This window comes from Marinobacter excellens LAMA 842, assembly GCF_001574445.1.
In the GTDB taxonomy this organism is placed as follows: domain Bacteria; phylum Pseudomonadota; class Gammaproteobacteria; order Pseudomonadales; family Oleiphilaceae; genus Marinobacter; species Marinobacter shengliensis.
In genome coordinates, this window is the sequence record NZ_LOCO01000005.1 from 70,352 (window position 1) to 87,414 (window position 17,063).

Sequence of the window (17,063 nt, forward strand, 5' to 3'; positions counted from 1 at the left end):
ACTCTGGAGAGCCCATGCAGGCAGAACTGTTGGACATCCGCAACCACATTGCCCAATACCCCCCGTTCAATGACATGCCTGAAGAACTTCTTGAACGGGTTGTCAGCGGTATTGAGGTGGCCTACTACCGCGCCGGCACCCAGATACTTGAACTCGGCCAGACCAATCATTGGCTCCACTATATCCGCAGCGGCGCCGTGGAGATTTTCCGCCGCTCCGGTGAGCTGTACAACCGCGTGGGCGAGGGCGAAATCTTTGGCCAGTTCGGATTGATGATGAACAAGAAAGTCCGGTTCCCCGCCAAAGCCATCGAAGATTGCCTGATCTACAAGATTCCGGATACCACCTTTCAGCATCTGTGGGAAACCGACGAAAACTTTGCTGACTTTGTTGAGATTGAAGACCGCAGCCGACTGCGTTCGGCGGTTTCGCGTAGAGAGAAATCCAACGAACTGATGACCGCCAAGGTTACCCGCCTGATATCCCGGGAACCGGTTTCCGCTCCGACCACCGTTCGCCTGCAGGAAGCCGCCAGAATCATGACAGACAATGGCGTATCGGCGCTGCTGTTGATGGATGAAAGCGGCGAACGCCCGAAATTGCAGGGCATCATCACCGACCGGGATCTACGTACCCGTGCGGTTACCCATGCCCTGGCCTCGGAAACCCCGATCAGCGACATCATGTCGGAAGGGCTGATCACCATCAGCGCCCGCTCCTTCATCTTCGAAGCCATGCTCACCATGCTCCACAACAACGTGCACCACCTGCCGGTGATGGAAGGCGACGAAGTGCGCGGCGTGATTGCGCTGTCTGACATCGTCAAGTATGAAAGCCAGAGCAGCCTGTACCTGGTGAGCAACATCTACCACCAGAACGACGTCAAAGGCCTGAAGAGAATCAGCCTGGAAGTCCGCGACAGCTTTGTACGCATGGTCAACGAAGATGCCAACTCCCACATGATCGGCAGCGCCATGGCCGGTATCGGTCGCAGCTTCAGCCAACGCCTGCTGGAACTGGGTGAAGAAAAACTCGGCCCGCCACCGGTTCCCTACTGCTTCATGGCCCTGGGCTCCATGGCCCGGGATGAACAGCTGGTCGTTACCGACCAGGACAACGCCATGGTGCTGGACGACAGTTTCATCCCCGAAGAACACGACGAGTATTTCCTCGCCCTTGCCAAGTTTGTGTCCGACGGCCTGGCCGAGTGTGGATACACCTACTGCACCGGCGATATCATGGCCACCAACCCGAAATGGCGGCAACCGCTGAGTGTGTGGAAAGGTTACTTCACCGACTGGATCGAAAATCCCAAGGCGGAAGCCCTGCTCAACAGCAATATCTTCTTCGACCTGGATGGCATTTACGGGCAAACCGACTTCACCGAACAGTTGAAAACCCTGATTGTAGAGAAAGCCAGCGGCAGTCAGCGCTTCCTTACCTTCCTGGCCAGGAACGCCCTGAACCGCACACCACCGCTCGGTTTCTTTCGCACCTTCGTGCTTGAGGAAGACGGCAAGCACCAGAAAACATTCAACCTCAAGCGCCGGGGTACAGCGCCATTATCCGATTTAATCCGCGTACACGCCCTGGGATGCGGCAGCCGCTCCCAGAATTCCTTTGAGCGACTGAAAGACATTGCCAAAACCAAGCTGCTGCTGGAAGACGATGCCGGCAACCTGCGCGATGCCCTGGAATTCATCTCCATTGTCCGCATCCGCCACCAGGCCCTGGCCATTGAAGAGGGGCGAGAACCCGACAACAACGTACGCCCGGAAGACCTGTCCCCGTTCGAACGCAGTCATCTGAAAGACGCCTTCCAGATCGTCAGCAACGCCCAGAAGTTCCTGCGCTTCCGTTACAACGCCGGAGGAGCCACCAGGAATGTCTGACAGCATCAAAAGCGGGAACAGCAAACAGGACTGGCCAGACAACTACCGAAAAGCCGCGGAAAAAGCGAAGGATGCCCGAATCCGAGCTTTCTACCATGCCGGGTGCCCTGACCCGCAAACTCCCATTAAAGAGGTGCCACTGGTCGCCCTCGACTTCGAAACCACAGGCCTGGATGCCGACCGCCATTCCATCATCAGCATCGGCCTGGTCCCCTTTACCCTCAGCGGCATTCAACTCGGCAAAGCCTGGCACCAGATCGTCCGGCCGCAACTGCCGTTGCAGCAAGACACCGTCACCATCCACGGCATCACCCACAGCGAAATCGAACACGCCCCGGACCTTACCGACGTACTCGACACCCTGTTCCAACACCTCAACGGCCGTATCCCCGTGGTCCACTACCGCAACATCGAACGCCCGTTCCTGAACCGGGCCCTGCAGTGGCGCCTGAAAGAACAACTCCGCTTCCCGGTCATAGACACCATGGCCATCGAAGCCCACCTGCACCCCAAACGAAACCCAAGCCGCTGGCAACAACTCATGGGCAAACAACCCATCTCCATCCGCCTGGCCGACAGCCGAACCCGCTACGGCTTACCACACTACGCCGGCCACAACGCCCTGATAGACGCCATCGCCACCGCCGAACTGTTCCAGGCCCAGGTGCAGCATCATTTCGGCACTGATACGCCTATTGGAGATCTTTGGGTTTAACCAACCCCTCACACACTACTCCGGCCATGCAGGAAACTTTCATTCACCGACTATCTCGCCAGCGGATGGCTGCGGGAGTGGGGGCCTACTTTCCAAAAATCTCGGAGGCCATGGATGGCCGGAGCGAAGCGCACAGGGATGTGCTTGTAGCGTTTTTTGGAAAGTAGGCCCCCACTCCCACAAACTCCCCAACCCGCAGGCTAGGGAGGAAAACAGCACCAAGGCCAAAGGGCCATAGCCCCAAAGCCCCGCAACCGCTAGAATGACCCCACACCAACCAAAGAGCCCAAAGTGACCGAACAAATCACCAAAACCACCCCCCTGGACGCCTTCCGTCGCGCCAGAAGAATGTGGCTAAAAGGGGAGAAAATCAGCCTCGCCTCCCTCGCCGATGACCTGCACATCGGCCGAGCTACCCTGTTCCGCTGGGTCGGCAACCGAGACCTCCTGATTGGTGAAATCCTATGGTCGCTCTATGAGCCTCTGTACAAAGAAGCCCGGGCCCAAACCCCCGGCCATGGCGTAGATTACGTGGTCGGCGTATTCCGCCACATCAACATGACCATTCTGCACTTCAGCCCCCTGCGCAAATTCCTGCACCAGGACCCTGAATACGCCCTGAAAATGCTCACCTCGTCTCACTCCACCCTGCACGCCCGCACCGTGGAAGTGAACACCCGCTTACTGAAAGACGAAGTGCGCGCCGGCCACCTGAGCCCACCGATGAACATCCAGAGCCTGTCCTACTTCATGGTGCGCATCGCCGAATCCTGTCTGTACAGCGATATCATCGGCGGCCGCGAACCCAGGGATGAAGAGCTGGAAGATGCCTGCACCGCTGTGCGCATCCTGCTAGGCGGGAAAGTCTGACAACATCTGCGCTGGCAGAACCGTGCAACGCAGGCTAATCTGACGCAATAACGCCGGGCCCCGGCCCGTTCAAAAGCAGACCACAAACACCCGGAATCAACACCCGCAAAGGAGCGCGACATGCCGTTACACCAATCCATTAGCCAGAAACTGTTTACGCCAATCATCATTGCACTCGCCCTGACTGCCCTCACACTCGCCCCCCAGGCTCAAGCTCGCGACCTGACAGAAAAAACCGTCCGGTCATTCATCGACAGCCTCGGTGCCGCCGAAACCCTGGCCGAGGACCACAAAGAATTTCTAGATGCCCTGGAAGCCGAGCAGGACGACGAAAACATGGATTTCTCCACCGTGTTCTCTTCCAGCCTCAAAGATCTGAAAGGCCATGCCATGTACGGCGAACTTGAAAAAGTCGTCAAACAACATGGTTTCTCCAGCGTGGACCAATGGGGCGAGACCGGGGACCGTGTGTTCCGTGCCTGGTTCGCCCTGGAGATGGACCAGCAAGGGGGCGTAGCGCAACAGGAAATGCAGCAGGCACTGGCTGAAATCGAAAACAGCCCTCATATGACCGAAGAACAAAAAGCCCAGATGCGGGCGATGATGCAATCCGCTACTTCCGCCATGGACACGGCAAGGAACGCACCGGAAAGCGATAAACGGGCGGTTCGACCGTTTATGGAGGAATTGCGGGCCCTGAGCGAGGATGAAGACAGCGGCTGGTAACCAAAATTTACTGAACCGACATTGATTCAGGTCATATTTGGGTCCTTTATCTAAAGGTTTGGGGGTTATTGCCGTTAAGCATTAACCCTCCTCCCCAACTAGCTCTTGACTGATAAAAAGGAAACATCAATGTCAATTACCGCCAAGCTGAACGACATTTCGGTAGGTAAAAAACTCGGCGCCGGCTTTAGCCTACTGGTTCTGATAACCATCGTTTTGGTCTACGTTAGCGTTGACAGGCTGGGAGATTACCATGACCGCTCTGTGATTGTAGCAACGGTCAGCAGTGCAGAATCGAACCTTATTCGTGCGAGAGTTGCTGTGAAGTACTTTCAGATGACTCGGGAAATCGGCCATCGGAGAGAAGCCGAACGCTTTGCTGACCGGGCAGCAAGCTCATTAATTCCCCTGAAAGAGTCACTGGTAGTCGCCGAAGATAATACCCGGGTGGACTCAGTGGTTGAATCAATCCAGCGTTACAAATCCCTGCTTGGGGAATTGGCTCAGAACCTTGATAGCTCGCGCTCCGTTGTCCAGGGCCTGGAAGCTCAAATGACGGAAGTAGCCCAGGATATGGTCGGGATTACCGGGGAACTGCAGAATATTCAGGTTCAGCGCATGGATGAAGACTTCAGCGTTGCAGTTACCCAGCTCAGTGTCATCGCGCTGCTGGGAGTTGCCATCTCGATACTGATCGCATGGTATATGATTCAAGCCATTACCCGCCCAATTCGGGAAACGGTCAACGTTGCTAACAAGGTTGCCTCCGGAGATCTTACCGTAATGGTCAATAGCGACCGCGGTGATGAATTCGGCAGCTTGCTGGCCGCCTTCGGCACCATGGTGACCCGACTTCGGGAACTGATTCAGCAGATAGACACGGGCGCCTCTAACATTGCGTCGTCCTCCGAAGAGCTTTCCGCAGTAACCGACCAAACTCGCCAAGGTGTGGCAGAGCAGCGGGACCAGACCGATCAAGTGGCCACGGCCATGAATGAAATGGTCGCCACCGTCAGTGACGTTGCCAAGAGCGCCGAAGCGGCTTTTGCAGCAGCACAGCTGGCAAGCCAGAAATCCGGCGATGGCGAAGCCGCCGTCAACGAGACCCTGACGTTTGTGACTGATCTGAACCGCCAGATCGGCACAGTGATGAAGCAGCTTCGCGATCTGCAAAGCGACACCCAGAACATTGGCACCGTTCTGGACGTCATCAAATCCGTCGCCGAGCAGACCAACCTGCTGGCCCTGAACGCGGCCATTGAGGCTGCTCGCGCAGGCGAGCAGGGTCGCGGGTTTGCCGTGGTGGCCGATGAAGTCCGCTCACTGGCCCAACGCACCCAGAGTTCCGCCACCGAGATCGAAACCCTGATCAGCAATCTGGTGAGCAGCGCCGAAACCTCAGTCACCACCATGGAGAAAGGCTCCAAACTGGCCGAACAGACCCTTGAGCGCGCGCAGACCGCCGGTGCCACCATTCAGGAAATGGCTGAAGCAGTGGAGGAGATCCGACAGTACAACAGCCAGATCGCCACTGCGGCAGAACAACAGACGTCTGTTGCCGAGGACATCAACCAGAACGTCACCCTGATTCGTGATGTTGGCGAGCAGAGCGCCACATCGACCGAGCAGGTATCGGCCGCCAGTGAAGAGCTGGCCAGATTGGCGGAAGGACTCAGCACCCAGGTGGCACAGTTCAGGGTGTAACCCCTGGCGATTGCGCCTCCCGCAGTTATTCAAGGCCATAAAAAACCCGGCGACTGTCTCCAGCGCCGGGTTTTCTTTTTGGCGGGCTATCAGCCGGGCTGATTACGCCAGCAGGTTGTAGACAAACACGATTGCTACAGCAATCGGCGTCACAAACCGGATCAGGTTGTACCACAAGCCAAAGGTGCTTTCCTGCAGAGCCAGGTCGCTCTTCAGGGATTCCTTGGCCACGAACCAACCCACGAAGATGGCGGTCAGCAGGCCGGAGAGCGGCAGCATGATGTTGGCGGTGAAGTAGTCCAACAGATCGAAGATGGTCTTGCCTTCGAATGCAGCGAACATACCCAGCGGTGCCACATCGGCCCATACGTTCAGTGACAGGATTGACGCGATACCCAGCAACCAGCAGGCACCACCGGCAATCACGGCACTGCCCACACGGGCAAAGCTGGTTTTCTCCTCAATCCACTCTACCACTGGCTCTAGCAGTGAGATGCCGGATGTCCAGGCGGCGAACAGCAGCAGGACGAAGAACAGGGTGCCAAACAGGGTACCCATGGGCATGTTGCCGAACGCCAGTGGCAAGGTCTGGAAAATCAGGCCGGGGCCGGCACCGGCTTCAAGGCCGTTGGCGAATACCACCGGGAAAATAGCCAGGCCAGCCAGCAGGGCCACGACGGTATCCATGATGGCCACGGTGACTGCCGTGCGGCCGATAGAGACATCGCGGCTCAGGTAAGAGCCGTAAGCCATCATGATAGCCATACCGAGGCTCAAGGTGAAGAACGCATGACCCAGGGCCACCAGCACACCGTTAACCGTCAGGGCACTGAAATCCGGATTAAACAGGAAGGAAACCGCTTCCCCGAAGTGGCCGGTGGTGGTGGCATAACCCACCACCATCAACAGCAGGATAAACAGGGCCGGCATCAGAATGGTAACCGCACGCTCCAGGCCGCCTTTCAGGCCGCGGGCGACAACCAGCACGACCAGAGCCATGAACACCGTGTGCCAGAGCAGGAGCTTGGCCGGGCTGGCCAGCAGGCCGCCGAACATTTCACCCACGGATTCGGCGGTACCACCGGTGAAATCACCCATGGCGGCGTGGCCAACATAGGACGCAGCCCAGCCACCGATCACCGAGTAGAACGACAGAATGATGAAGGCCGCCAGCATGCCGATGATGGCGGAAATTCGCCAGCCGGACGATGCCAGGTTGCGCTCAGCCACCAGGCGGAAACTGGTGATCGGGTTGTGGCGACCATTCCGGCCGATAAACACCTCGGCCATCATGATGGGAATACCGATGATGAAGATACAGAGCAGGTAAACCAGAACGAAGGCACCGCCGCCGTTCTCACCAGTGACATAAGGGAACTTCCAGACGTTACCGAGACCAACAGCAGAACCGGTTGCTGCCAGAATAAACGCGAACTTGGACGACCAGAGTCCGCGAGCCCCGATACCGCTGTCTGATGCGGAGTTGGACTGTGACATGAATTTTCTTCCTGTGCTTTTGGCTATAGGAAACTACGAATTGTGAGGGCGCCAAACCAATGGTTCAGGCCATTGGTGCGGGATTCTGCCAGCACTGGCGCGGTGATGCCAGTGCTGAAATGTTGTTCAGTGGTTTCTGTCGACCACACAGATCCAACCGGCCAGCGCTAACTAGCCAGATTTACTGACAAACCGGGCGATCAGATCCTTCAGGCCACGGGCCATGCCACTGAGTTGGTCGCTACTGTCTTTAGCGGCTTCCGCCTGCTCGTCGCTCTGGTCGGCAAGACCGGCGATGTTCACGATTTGCCGGTTGATCTCGTCCGATACCTGGCTTTGCTCCTCGAACGCGGCCGACATGGTAATGAAACTGTCGGAAATCGAATCCACCGAACCCACAATGGTTTGCAGGGATTCTGCCGCGCCCTGCACCCGGGCCAGACCCTGGCTGGCGATTTCCTCACCAGAACGTACGGCCTGAATGGTTTCATCCACCTGGGCCCGAAACTGCTCAATCACCTCATGGATCTTGACGGTGGACTGCCGGGTTCTCTGGGCCAGGGACCGCACTTCATCGGCCACCACCGCAAAGCCTCTGCCTTGCTCGCCGGCGCGGGCTGCTTCAATGGCCGCATTCAGGGCCAGCAGGTTGGTCTGCTCGGCAATGTCCGAGATCAGGTCGGCCGCTTCACCAATGGTGCGGGTGGATTCACCCAGGCGACTCACCGATTCGCCAATGCCATTCACCTGCTGCACCAGCTGCTCAATCGCGGCAGTGGCCTCACCACTGCGCTGGCTGCCCTCGTGGGCCAGCCGGTTGGCCTGCTCTGCTTCTTTGGCGTTGTGGGTAACGGCTTCCGCGACTTCCTGAATGGACGCGGTCATTTCATTGATCGCCGAGGCGGTCTGGTCCGTCTCCGCCCGCTGCCGGGCAATCGCCGTGGCCCCCTCGGTAATGAAGCCATGGGACGCCCGGGCCTGCTGCAGTAAATGCTCAGCCTGATCGTCAATTCGCGCCAGCGCTGTGCGAATGCGTGCTTCCTCACTGACCAGCACCAGGGCCAACCGCGACATCAGGCCACGCTCACTGCTGTATGTGCGGGCAACGACGGGGTCCTGGAAAGCATCGGGGCGCAACGCGAGTAAACCTTTCAAACGATTGGAAATAGACCCGAACACCAGACTGAAAGCCAGACCATGACCCACCAACACGACCAGCGCTGCCAGCCAGAGCGGCTCGAGTTGCATGGCACCCAAGGTGATTACCAGGGATAACAAAAACGGCCAGCCGGATCGGCCCATCGACATGGCCCGGTTACTGAACGATGACGACAACTTGCCTGCGGAGATACCAGAATAGAGCTTTTCAGCCCGCGCAATCTGGTCCCGAGTGACAGCCACGCGCACGGACTCATAGCCCACCATCTGGCCGTTGTCCCAGATAGGAGTGGCATAGGCACTGACCCAGTAATGATCTCCGTTCTTTGCCCGGTTCTTGACCACACCCATCCAGGCCTTGCCCGCTTTCAGATACTCCCACATGTCGGCGAACACCGCCGGCGGCATGTCCGGGTGGCGAATCAGATTGTGGGCCTGGCCAATCAGTTCGTCCCGGGTGTAACCACTGATGGTTTCAAAATCGTCGTTGCAATAGGTGATCACGCCCTTGAGGGAGGTGGTACTGATCAGGCGCATACCTTCCGGTACGGTAATTTCGCGCTGGGTGACAGGTAGATTCTTGCGCATAGGGGGTCGATGTCCGTTAAACCGGGGAAATTATTTCAGGGCGCAAGCGTAAGTCTGGATGAATATCAAGGAAATATCTAATGAGTTACGCTACGTCACATTAATGTAACGGCACACAACCCGATATCTTGAAGACAAGGCTTGTCAGGGCCCGGCCAGGACCCTTGCCCGGGGATGAAAACGGGCATTCACCCACAGTGAAAACGCGATCACCGCGCCGCCAAGCATAAGGCGCATGAGGTCCGCATCCCGGTTCCAGATCGGCAGGTTCACCAGCAACCCGGCAGGCACCAGGGCATTGTTCATAATAGCCAGGGTGCCAGCATCTACCTCACAGGCACCGCGATTCCACAGGTATAGCCCAAGCCCCGAGGCCGCGAGCCCCAGCCAACCGAGAATGCCCCACTGAAGACTGGTTGTGGGCAGCTTGTCAGCATCACCGAATATCAGGAACGACGGCAAGGCGATCACCAGCGCCCCGAAAAAGAAGTAGCCGAAGGTACGGTAGCCCGGCAAAGCCAGGGCGTAGTGGCGCATCACGTGTTTGTAGCCCACTTGGCCGGCGGCAAAGGTAAAATTAGCCACTTGCAGTAACAAGAAGCCGGTAATGAAATCTTCACTCAGGCCATCGTAGCGGATAATGCCGGCGCCCAGAGTAGCGATGGCTGCCGCCAGCAAGGCCACCGGGGAGAACCGGCGAAACAGGGCATCGTCAATCAGCGTAACGTACAAAGGGGTGAAGATGGTGAACAGCAACACTTCAGGCACCGTGAGGTAACTGAACGAGCGGTACAGGCAAAGGTAGGTAATACCGAACTGCAGCATGCCGGTAATCAGAATACCAAGCTTCATGCCCCCGGGCACACCACGCCAGCGGGTGAAGGGCAGAAACACCAGGGCCGCCAGCAGCACACGGGTAAGCACGGCAAAATCGCTGTCTACCCGGCCAGCCAGGAACTCGCCGATCAAGCTGAACGAAAACGCCCACAGCGCCGTTACCAGAACCAGAAGAACCATACCACCGCACCTGAGATAAACCGGACCGCTACTGTACCGTTTTTGCCGGCATTATCCAGTACGGAAGGCGGTGCAAACCCCTATAAGCTGCCCGACCGCCAATCGGGTACCATGTCCGCCTCTGACAGGTACAACCCTGACGAACCAACATCGAAACCAGCACCATGGACGAAAACCACCAACCGTTACCCGAAGCCCGACAGCCCCTTGTTCGCCGCACGCTGGCGGAATGGAGAACCCTGGCCATTCTGGGCGGGCCGATCCTGATTGCCCAGGTGGCACAGATGGCCAATGGGGTTATTGATACCGTTATGGCGGGCCACGCCAGCGCTCGGGATTTGGCCGCGGTAGGCATTGGCAGCAGCCTGTGGATGCCACTGTTTCTGTTTTTCATGGGCATGCTGGGGGCGCTGCAACCGATCATTTCCGGCTACAACGGTGCCCGGCAGCACTCGAAGATCATGCCGGCCACCTGGCAGGGCATTTACATCGCAGCCGGCGGCACGGTGATCATGGCGTTGTTGCTGACCAACGTACACCCGGTACTGGCGATGCTGAAGATGGATACAGAGACTGCCGGCATCACCCAGGGATACCTGAACGCCTTCGCCTGGGGCATTCCAGCCCTGCTTCTTATGAACGCTCTGCGGGGACTCACTGACGGCCTCGGCCACACCAGGGTAATCATGGCTTTCTCTGTACTCAGCACGCTGATCAACCTGCCGCTGAACTACATCTTCATTTACGGCAAGCTCGGCCTGCCCGCCATGGGCGGTGTGGGCTGCGGCTGGGCGACATCGCTGTCCAACGGGACGGCCGCCATTGCCTTACTGATCTACCTGAACCGGAGCCGTACCTTCCGCCAGTTTCACCTGCTGGCCGACTGGGTGAAGCCCAACTGGCGGGGAGTTCGCTACATTCTGGGTATCGGTGTGCCCATTGGCTTCACCATTTTTGTTGAAGCCAGCATGTTTTCAGTCATTGCCCTGTTCCTGGCACCCCTGGGGCCGGTGATTGTGGCCGGACATCAGATTGCGCTGAACGTGGTGTCGTTGTTGTTCATGCTACCGCTGAGCATAGGCATGGCACTGACGCTGCGGGTGAGTTTTCTGGTGGGTGCCCGGGCGCCGGATACCGCCCGGCTGATTTCCCGTAGCTCACTGATCCTGGCCTCGGCGGTTGCCCTGATCTTTGCCACGTTGCTGTTTGTGTTCTCCGCACAGATCGCCGCACTCTACACCGGCGACCAGGCCGTGCGGGATGTCACCATTCGCCTGCTGGCGTTTGCCGCCATGTTCCAGGTTGCTGATGTGATTCAGGTAACCTGCATCAGTGCGCTCAGGGGCTATAAAGACACCCGCATTCCCATGTTCATTATGCTGTTTTCGTTCTGGGGGGTTGGCCTGCCACTGGGCTACATTCTGACCTTTACAGACCTGCTTTGGCCGGCGTTGGGAGCGGCGGGGTTCTGGGTGGGGCTGACGGCGGGGCTGACCTCCGCCAGTGTTTTGCTGGGTTGGCGATTGTTTCGCTACCGGCCCGGAAACCACCATCACGGCGAACCCGACAGCCGGACTTCAGTTCAAGCCGGTTCGGCCACCAACTGAGTGTTCTTATCTGCAAATACAATCCGATCCCGCCCGGTCTCCTTGGCCTGATACAGCGCTTCATCAGCCCTCGCCAACCAGCTCTCCACGCTCTCGCCGTGGCCCAGCAAGGCGACACCAAATGACGAAGTAACCGGGCCACCGGGGTACTTGAGATGCCTGCGCAACACCTGTTGCAGGTTGTTCATAACCGCCTGCAGGCTGGACCCATCCACACCGGGCAGCAATAACACGAACTCCTCACCGCCATAACGGAACAGCTGATCAGACTTTCGTGTGTTGCGTTCAACCAGCGCCACCAAGTCCGTCAGCACATTATCACCGACGCCATGACCATACACATCGTTGATTTTCTTGAAGTGGTCGATATCCAGCATCACCAGGGCATAGGGTAGCCCGGATCGCTCAGCATTGGCAGCAGCCGCATCCAGTTCCTCATCCATGGAGCGGCGGTTCTTGACACCGGTCAGTGGGTCGATGGTGGCCAGGTGCTCCAAGCGTTCCCGCTGATCCTGGTTACGATAGGCAAAGACATAGGCACAGGCGCTGACCACCGTCGCCGTGGTCGCAAACGTCCACATTTGAACCGTTGAGCTGAAAGCCGTTTCAATCGACATCAGCGCCAGAACGGATAGCAGGTTCAGAATGGCCGCAAGTCGGCTGGATACAAGAAAGAAGGTTGTTACCAGGCAAGGGAATATCCAGAACAAACCCGCCTCACCCATAACCGCACCAACGGTGACCGCGCCCGCGCAGATAATAATCGCCAGGAACATGCCGCTGCGGTATGTGTCGCCGGTGACCCAGGCATAAGCGAGGCTGCCAACGATGCCAGACAGAATCCCGAGATCAACAAAACCGGCGAGCGGATTACCCTCGACAAATCGCAGGATCACGAACGGCGTGATGCCAACGATGGCACTGATGCCAAGCAATGTGATGATCGATAATCGGAAATCGTTTTTTAGCCGATGAAACATTCAGATCGGGTCCGACTATGGTCTTAGTTAGTGCACAAGCTTAGCGTAAGCTATGTAAGGGGGCGCTACCGGGCTACGATTCTTAACAATTCTATCTCTGAACACGACACAATGTGACATGCATCACAAAAGTGTGTCGGTTAGTATTCTAAATACACAAGCCTATGCCGGTTTTGACGTCAGAATATTGAAAGAAGTATTCCGAAGAACAAGAATCGCTCTACGACACCTTGGGATATTCAAATTGGATTCACTCATACGCATCGCCCCTGGGGCATTGACCATCGGCCGTCCATTACCCTGGGATGTTTTCGACGCCGATGGAAACGTCTTGCTGCGTCAGGGCTATGTTATCCAGACCAATACTCAGCTGGAGCAATTGTTTGAGCGGGGCCGGTTCAAGCCCCGGAAAATCGAACGGAAAAAGGAAAAAATTCAGGAGGATCAACGGCAGCGTAACCCCTTCGCCGACTACGCCGACCTGCTGGCCACCCTGGAAGCAACCCTCAACGCCATCACCAGTGAAGATCCGTCTGCCCAAAAACGCTTATTGGGGCTGGCGCGAATGCTGGAGCGGACCTGTCAGGAAGCGCCGGAAGCCAGCCTGGCCCTGGTGCATCTGTACTCCATCGGCCCCACCATTCACGAACAGATTCTTTTCTACGGCATTTTGTGCCACTTCACGGCCAGGGCGTTTGGGCTTGATGAAAAACGTACCAGTGTGCTGACCGCCGCGGCCCTGACCGCCAACCTGGCACTTGTGCCGGTGGCCGACCAGCTAAATGCTTCCACCCGTGTGCTCACCGACGACCAGCGGGCGGTTATCCGCAAACACCCGCACCGCAGCATCCAGGCACTGACCTCCGCCGGCATTACCAATAAACTGTTGCTGAAAATCATCGCCCAGCACCACGAGCAGGCCGATGGCTCCGGCTATCCGGAAGGATTAAGTGGCACTGATATTCTGCCAGAGGCGGAAATTCTGGCTCTGTCAGAACGCTACGTGGCCATGATCACCAAACGAGCCTACCGCAACAGGATGACCATCACCGCTGCCCGCAAACTGATAGCCACTCTCGGTGACGGCAAGGTCCGCCCGGCCATTCCACGGTCACTGTTGCAAGTACTCGGCGAATACCCGCCTGGCATGCTGGTGCGGCTCGACAATAACGAAGTCGGTGTGGTGACCGGCCGCGCCGTCAGGGCCAGGGGACCGTTTGTCAAAGCTATTTTCGGGCCCCGGGGCAACCGCTACAGCGGCACGTTTGAGCGCGACACCAGCGTTCCCGAATACAACATCCAGGGCGCCGAAGAGCCAGAAGAGATGCCCTCCATGGATTTCAGCCTGCTCTGGGGCTTTCGCAACTGAAACCCGCGGAGCGTGGCGGGCTCATGCCAAACCCAATGCCCTGGCATGATGATTCAGGTGGTCGTCAATGAACGAGGCAATAAAGAAATAGCTGTGGTCGTACCCACGGTGCATTCGCAGGTTGATGTGGTGATGAAACTTCTCACAGACATCCGCCAACGTTTCCGGGTTCAGCTGGGTTTCCAGAAACTCATCGGCCGTACCCTGGTCTACCAGTAGCGGCAGCCGCTCTTTTGCGGTCGGAATCAGGCGGGTGGCATCCCACGCTTCCCACTTGCTCTGGTCATCTCCAAGATAACCCTTGAAGGCTTTCTGCCCCCAGGGGCACGCCATCGGGTTGGCAATGGGCGCGAACGCCGATACCGATTTGTAATACCCCGGATTCTTCAGGGCACAGATCAAAGCTCCGTGGCCGCCCATGGAATGGCCGCTGACCGACCGCTCACCGCTAAGCGGCAACTCATTCTCGACCAGTTGGGGCAGCTCCTTCACAACGTAATCGTACATGCGGTAGTGGGGTGCCCAGGGCTGTTCTGTGGCATTCACGTAAAAGCCCGCGCCACTGCCAAAATCGTAACTGTCGTGCTCGCCAGGCAGGTCCACGCCCCGGGGGCTGGTATCCGGGCACACAATCGCCAGGCCCAGCCTGGCGGCCAGTTTCTGGGCACCGGCTTTCTGCATGAAATTCTGGTCGGTGCAGGTCAGCCCGGACAACCAGTAAAGCACTGGCGCTGGTTTGCCTTCCTCGCCCAGAGCCGACGGCGGCAGAAACACCGCAAACTCCATGTCGCACTGGAGCGTGGCAGATGAGTGGCGGTAGCGGCGGTGCTCGCCGTCAAAGCAAACGTTGGTGGCTAAAAGTTCCATAGCTCTCCTGGCGATTGTAGGTGGAGAAGTCAGTCCTCGACGTTGGCGAAACGCTGTTTTTCGATAGTATTACCGGATTTGGCCAACTGGGACAGAATAGCTGTACGGGTGACAATCCCCACCAGTTTGCCATGATCAACCACCGGGTACACTTTCGGCTTTCCGGCCCCCAGATTCTGCGCCAGATCGATCACTGACATCTCTGGCGACACCGTCAGCGGTTTATGGAACATCACATCGTCCACAATGGGCTCGCCCTCGCTGTGATAATTGCTCACCAGCAGCGAGTGAATGCAGTCCTGCTCCGACACAAAGCCCAGAACCTGGCGCTTTTCATCCACCACTGGCAAACCGGTAACGTGGTTATCCAGTAACGCTTTAACAACCTTGGTCAGCGGTGTGCCGCAACGGATAGGCTCAATGTGATTCCACATGACTTCCGAGATTTTCAGTGAGCGCATAGGCAGCCCCTTTTCGGTTTTATTTAAGGCGCCGAAACTGGCACCGCAGTTACTCTAAACATAGGCAATGCTCGGCAAAATGGACAACTCTCAGGAGCAAAACGGTTTACACCACAAAATAGTCGACTAAACTCAACAGGTTATGCCCTCTGGGGCTCTAATCATATGACCTAGCCGTGGTAAACAGTGGGAGAACCCATGGAACCCATTTCTGAATTTGTAAGTCAAATCAATAGCCTGGTCTGGGGACCCCCCATGCTGGTGATGATCCTCGGGGTAGGGCTGTTTCTCAGTATTGGTCTGAAACTGATGCCGATCCTGAAATTGGGTGCCGGTTTCCGGCTGATGTGGAGCGGCCGTGCCCGCGGTGACGAGGACGATGGTGATATTCCGCCATTCCAGGCCCTGATGACCGCCCTGTCAGCCACCGTCGGCACCGGTAACATTGCGGGGGTTGCCACCGCCGTGTTCCTGGGCGGCCCGGGCGCCCTGTTCTGGATGTGGCTGACCGCCCTGGTGGGCATGGCCACCAAGTACGGCGAGGCCGTGCTGGCCGTGCGCTACCGGGAAGTGGATGAGCGTGGTGCCCATGTGGGCGGCCCCATGTATTACATCCGCAATGGCCTGGGCAAGAAATGGGCCTGGCTTGGGGTGTTGTTCGCGATCTTCGCCTCCATTGCCGCTTTCGGTATCGGCAATACGGTACAAGCCAACTCGGTGGCGGATGTGTTGTCTGCCAACTTCGGCCTGCCCCACTGGATCACCGGCGTTCTGCTGATGATTATGGTGGGCCTGGTGCTGATTGGCGGCATCAAGCGTATTGGCCAGGTGGCCAGTGCCCTGGTGCCATTTATGGCGGTGTCTTACGTGCTGGTTGGCCTGATTGTTCTGGCCATCAATGCCAGTGAAATTCCCGCAGCCGTCAGCATGGTGTTCAGCTATGCCTTCAGCCCGGCCGCAGCCGAGGGGGGCTTTGCCGGTGCCGCTGTCTGGGCGGCTATCCGCTTTGGTGTCGCACGCGGTATCTTCTCCAACGAAGCGGGCCTGGGTTCTGCGCCCATCGCCCATGCCGCCGCCCAGACCAAGAACCCGGTCAAGCAGGGCATGGTCGCCATGCTGGGCACCTTCATCGATACCATCATTGTGTGCAGCATCACCGGCCTGGTGATTATTACCTCCGGCGCCTGGACCTCCGGCGAGACGGGTGCGGCCCTCACCTCCCTGGCCTTTGAAACAGGCCTCCCCGGCTTCGGCAACTACGTGGTAGCGATTGCCCTGGCGATTTTCGCCTTCACCACCATCATTGGGTGGTCATTCTATGGTGAACGCTGCATCGAGTTCCTGTTCGGTGTGAAGGCCATCGTGCCTTATCGGGTGTTGTGGATTGTCGCCATCCCCGTGGGTGCCACCATCAACCTGGGCTTTATCTGGCTGGTGGCCGACACCCTCAACGCGATGATGGCGCTGCCCAACCTGATCGCCCTGCTGTTACTCAGCCCGGTGGTGTTCAAACTCACCCGGGAGCACTTTGAGAAGCAGAAGGCATTGGGTGTGAAATAGTCGGCATCTAAGTCTGGTGCTCATAAGGATGTGAGCAAACCGTTGGATGCTC

14 protein-coding genes are annotated in these 17,063 nt (G+C 57.6%); 8 read left to right on the forward strand and 6 right to left on the reverse strand.

What is annotated here, in order from left to right:
* Positions 1-14 precede the first annotated feature (14 nt).
* From J122_RS27275 to J122_RS27295, 5 genes are all read left to right on the forward strand, one after another.
* Positions 15-1,892, forward strand: coding sequence for a putative nucleotidyltransferase substrate binding domain-containing protein (locus tag J122_RS27275; protein ID WP_061331230.1), 1,878 nt, complete (start codon positions 15-17; stop codon positions 1,890-1,892).
* Positions 1,885-2,607 (forward strand): 3'-5' exonuclease, encoded by a 723-nt coding sequence (locus J122_RS27280; protein WP_061331231.1) that lies wholly within the window; start codon positions 1,885-1,887, stop codon positions 2,605-2,607. The genes J122_RS27275 and J122_RS27280 overlap by 8 nt, the downstream gene beginning before the upstream one ends.
* 291 nt (positions 2,608-2,898) lie before the next feature.
* A complete protein-coding gene (locus J122_RS27285) occupies positions 2,899-3,477 on the forward strand; it encodes a QsdR family transcriptional regulator (protein WP_227510086.1) in 579 nt (192 codons plus the stop codon).
* Positions 3,478-3,597: 120 nt separating this feature from the next.
* The gene (locus tag J122_RS27290; RefSeq protein ID WP_061331232.1) at positions 3,598-4,203 is read left to right on the forward strand and encodes a hypothetical protein; all 606 of its coding nucleotides are present in this window, start codon (positions 3,598-3,600) and stop codon (positions 4,201-4,203) included.
* Between the two features lie 129 nt (positions 4,204-4,332).
* Complete coding sequence (locus tag J122_RS27295) at positions 4,333-5,907, forward strand: methyl-accepting chemotaxis protein (RefSeq protein ID WP_061331233.1); 1,575 nt, start codon at positions 4,333-4,335, stop codon at positions 5,905-5,907.
* 102 nt (positions 5,908-6,009) lie between these two features.
* Here the strand turns inward: J122_RS27295 and J122_RS27300 are convergent, their stop codons facing one another.
* From J122_RS27300 to J122_RS27310, 3 genes are all read right to left on the reverse strand, one after another.
* Positions 6,010-7,404 (reverse strand): sodium-dependent transporter, encoded by a 1,395-nt coding sequence (locus J122_RS27300; protein WP_061331234.1) that lies wholly within the window; start codon positions 7,402-7,404, stop codon positions 6,010-6,012.
* 171 nt (positions 7,405-7,575) lie between these two features.
* Positions 7,576-9,150 carry a PAS domain-containing methyl-accepting chemotaxis protein gene (locus J122_RS27305; RefSeq protein WP_061331235.1) on the reverse strand — a complete coding sequence of 525 codons (1,575 nt, stop codon included), beginning with the start codon at positions 9,148-9,150 and terminating at the stop codon, positions 7,576-7,578.
* 144 nt (positions 9,151-9,294) lie between these two features.
* Entirely contained in the window at positions 9,295-10,167 is an 873-nt protein-coding gene (locus J122_RS27310; protein ID WP_061331236.1) for a carboxylate/amino acid/amine transporter, read from the reverse strand.
* Between the two features lie 164 nt (positions 10,168-10,331).
* Here J122_RS27310 and J122_RS27315 point away from each other — a divergent pair, with 164 nt between their 5' ends.
* A complete protein-coding gene (locus J122_RS27315; protein WP_082780510.1) occupies positions 10,332-11,774 on the forward strand; it encodes an MATE family efflux transporter in 1,443 nt (480 codons plus the stop codon).
* Here the strand turns inward: J122_RS27315 and J122_RS27320 are convergent.
* Positions 11,750-12,754 (reverse strand): GGDEF domain-containing protein, encoded by a 1,005-nt coding sequence (locus J122_RS27320; RefSeq protein WP_061331237.1) that lies wholly within the window; start codon positions 12,752-12,754, stop codon positions 11,750-11,752. The genes J122_RS27315 and J122_RS27320 overlap by 25 nt on opposite strands.
* A 244-nt stretch (positions 12,755-12,998) precedes the next feature.
* Between J122_RS27320 and J122_RS27325 the strand changes: the two genes are divergently transcribed.
* Positions 12,999-14,123 carry an HD-GYP domain-containing protein gene (locus tag J122_RS27325; RefSeq protein WP_061331238.1) on the forward strand — a complete coding sequence of 375 codons (1,125 nt, stop codon included), beginning with the start codon at positions 12,999-13,001 and terminating at the stop codon, positions 14,121-14,123.
* A 21-nt stretch (positions 14,124-14,144) separates the two neighbouring features.
* Here the strand turns inward: J122_RS27325 and fghA are convergent, their stop codons facing one another.
* On the reverse strand, positions 14,145-14,990 hold the full coding sequence (gene fghA, locus J122_RS27330; protein ID WP_061331239.1) for an S-formylglutathione hydrolase: 846 nt from the start codon (positions 14,988-14,990) through the stop codon (positions 14,145-14,147).
* 29 nt (positions 14,991-15,019) lie between these two features.
* Positions 15,020-15,451, reverse strand: a complete 432-nt coding sequence (locus J122_RS27335) for a CBS domain-containing protein (RefSeq protein WP_061331240.1) — start codon at positions 15,449-15,451, stop codon at positions 15,020-15,022.
* Between the two features lie 198 nt (positions 15,452-15,649).
* Here J122_RS27335 and J122_RS27340 point away from each other — a divergent pair, with 198 nt between their 5' ends.
* Complete coding sequence (locus J122_RS27340) at positions 15,650-17,011, forward strand: alanine/glycine:cation symporter family protein (protein ID WP_058092812.1); 1,362 nt, start codon at positions 15,650-15,652, stop codon at positions 17,009-17,011.
* Positions 17,012-17,063: the final 52 nt, after the last annotated feature.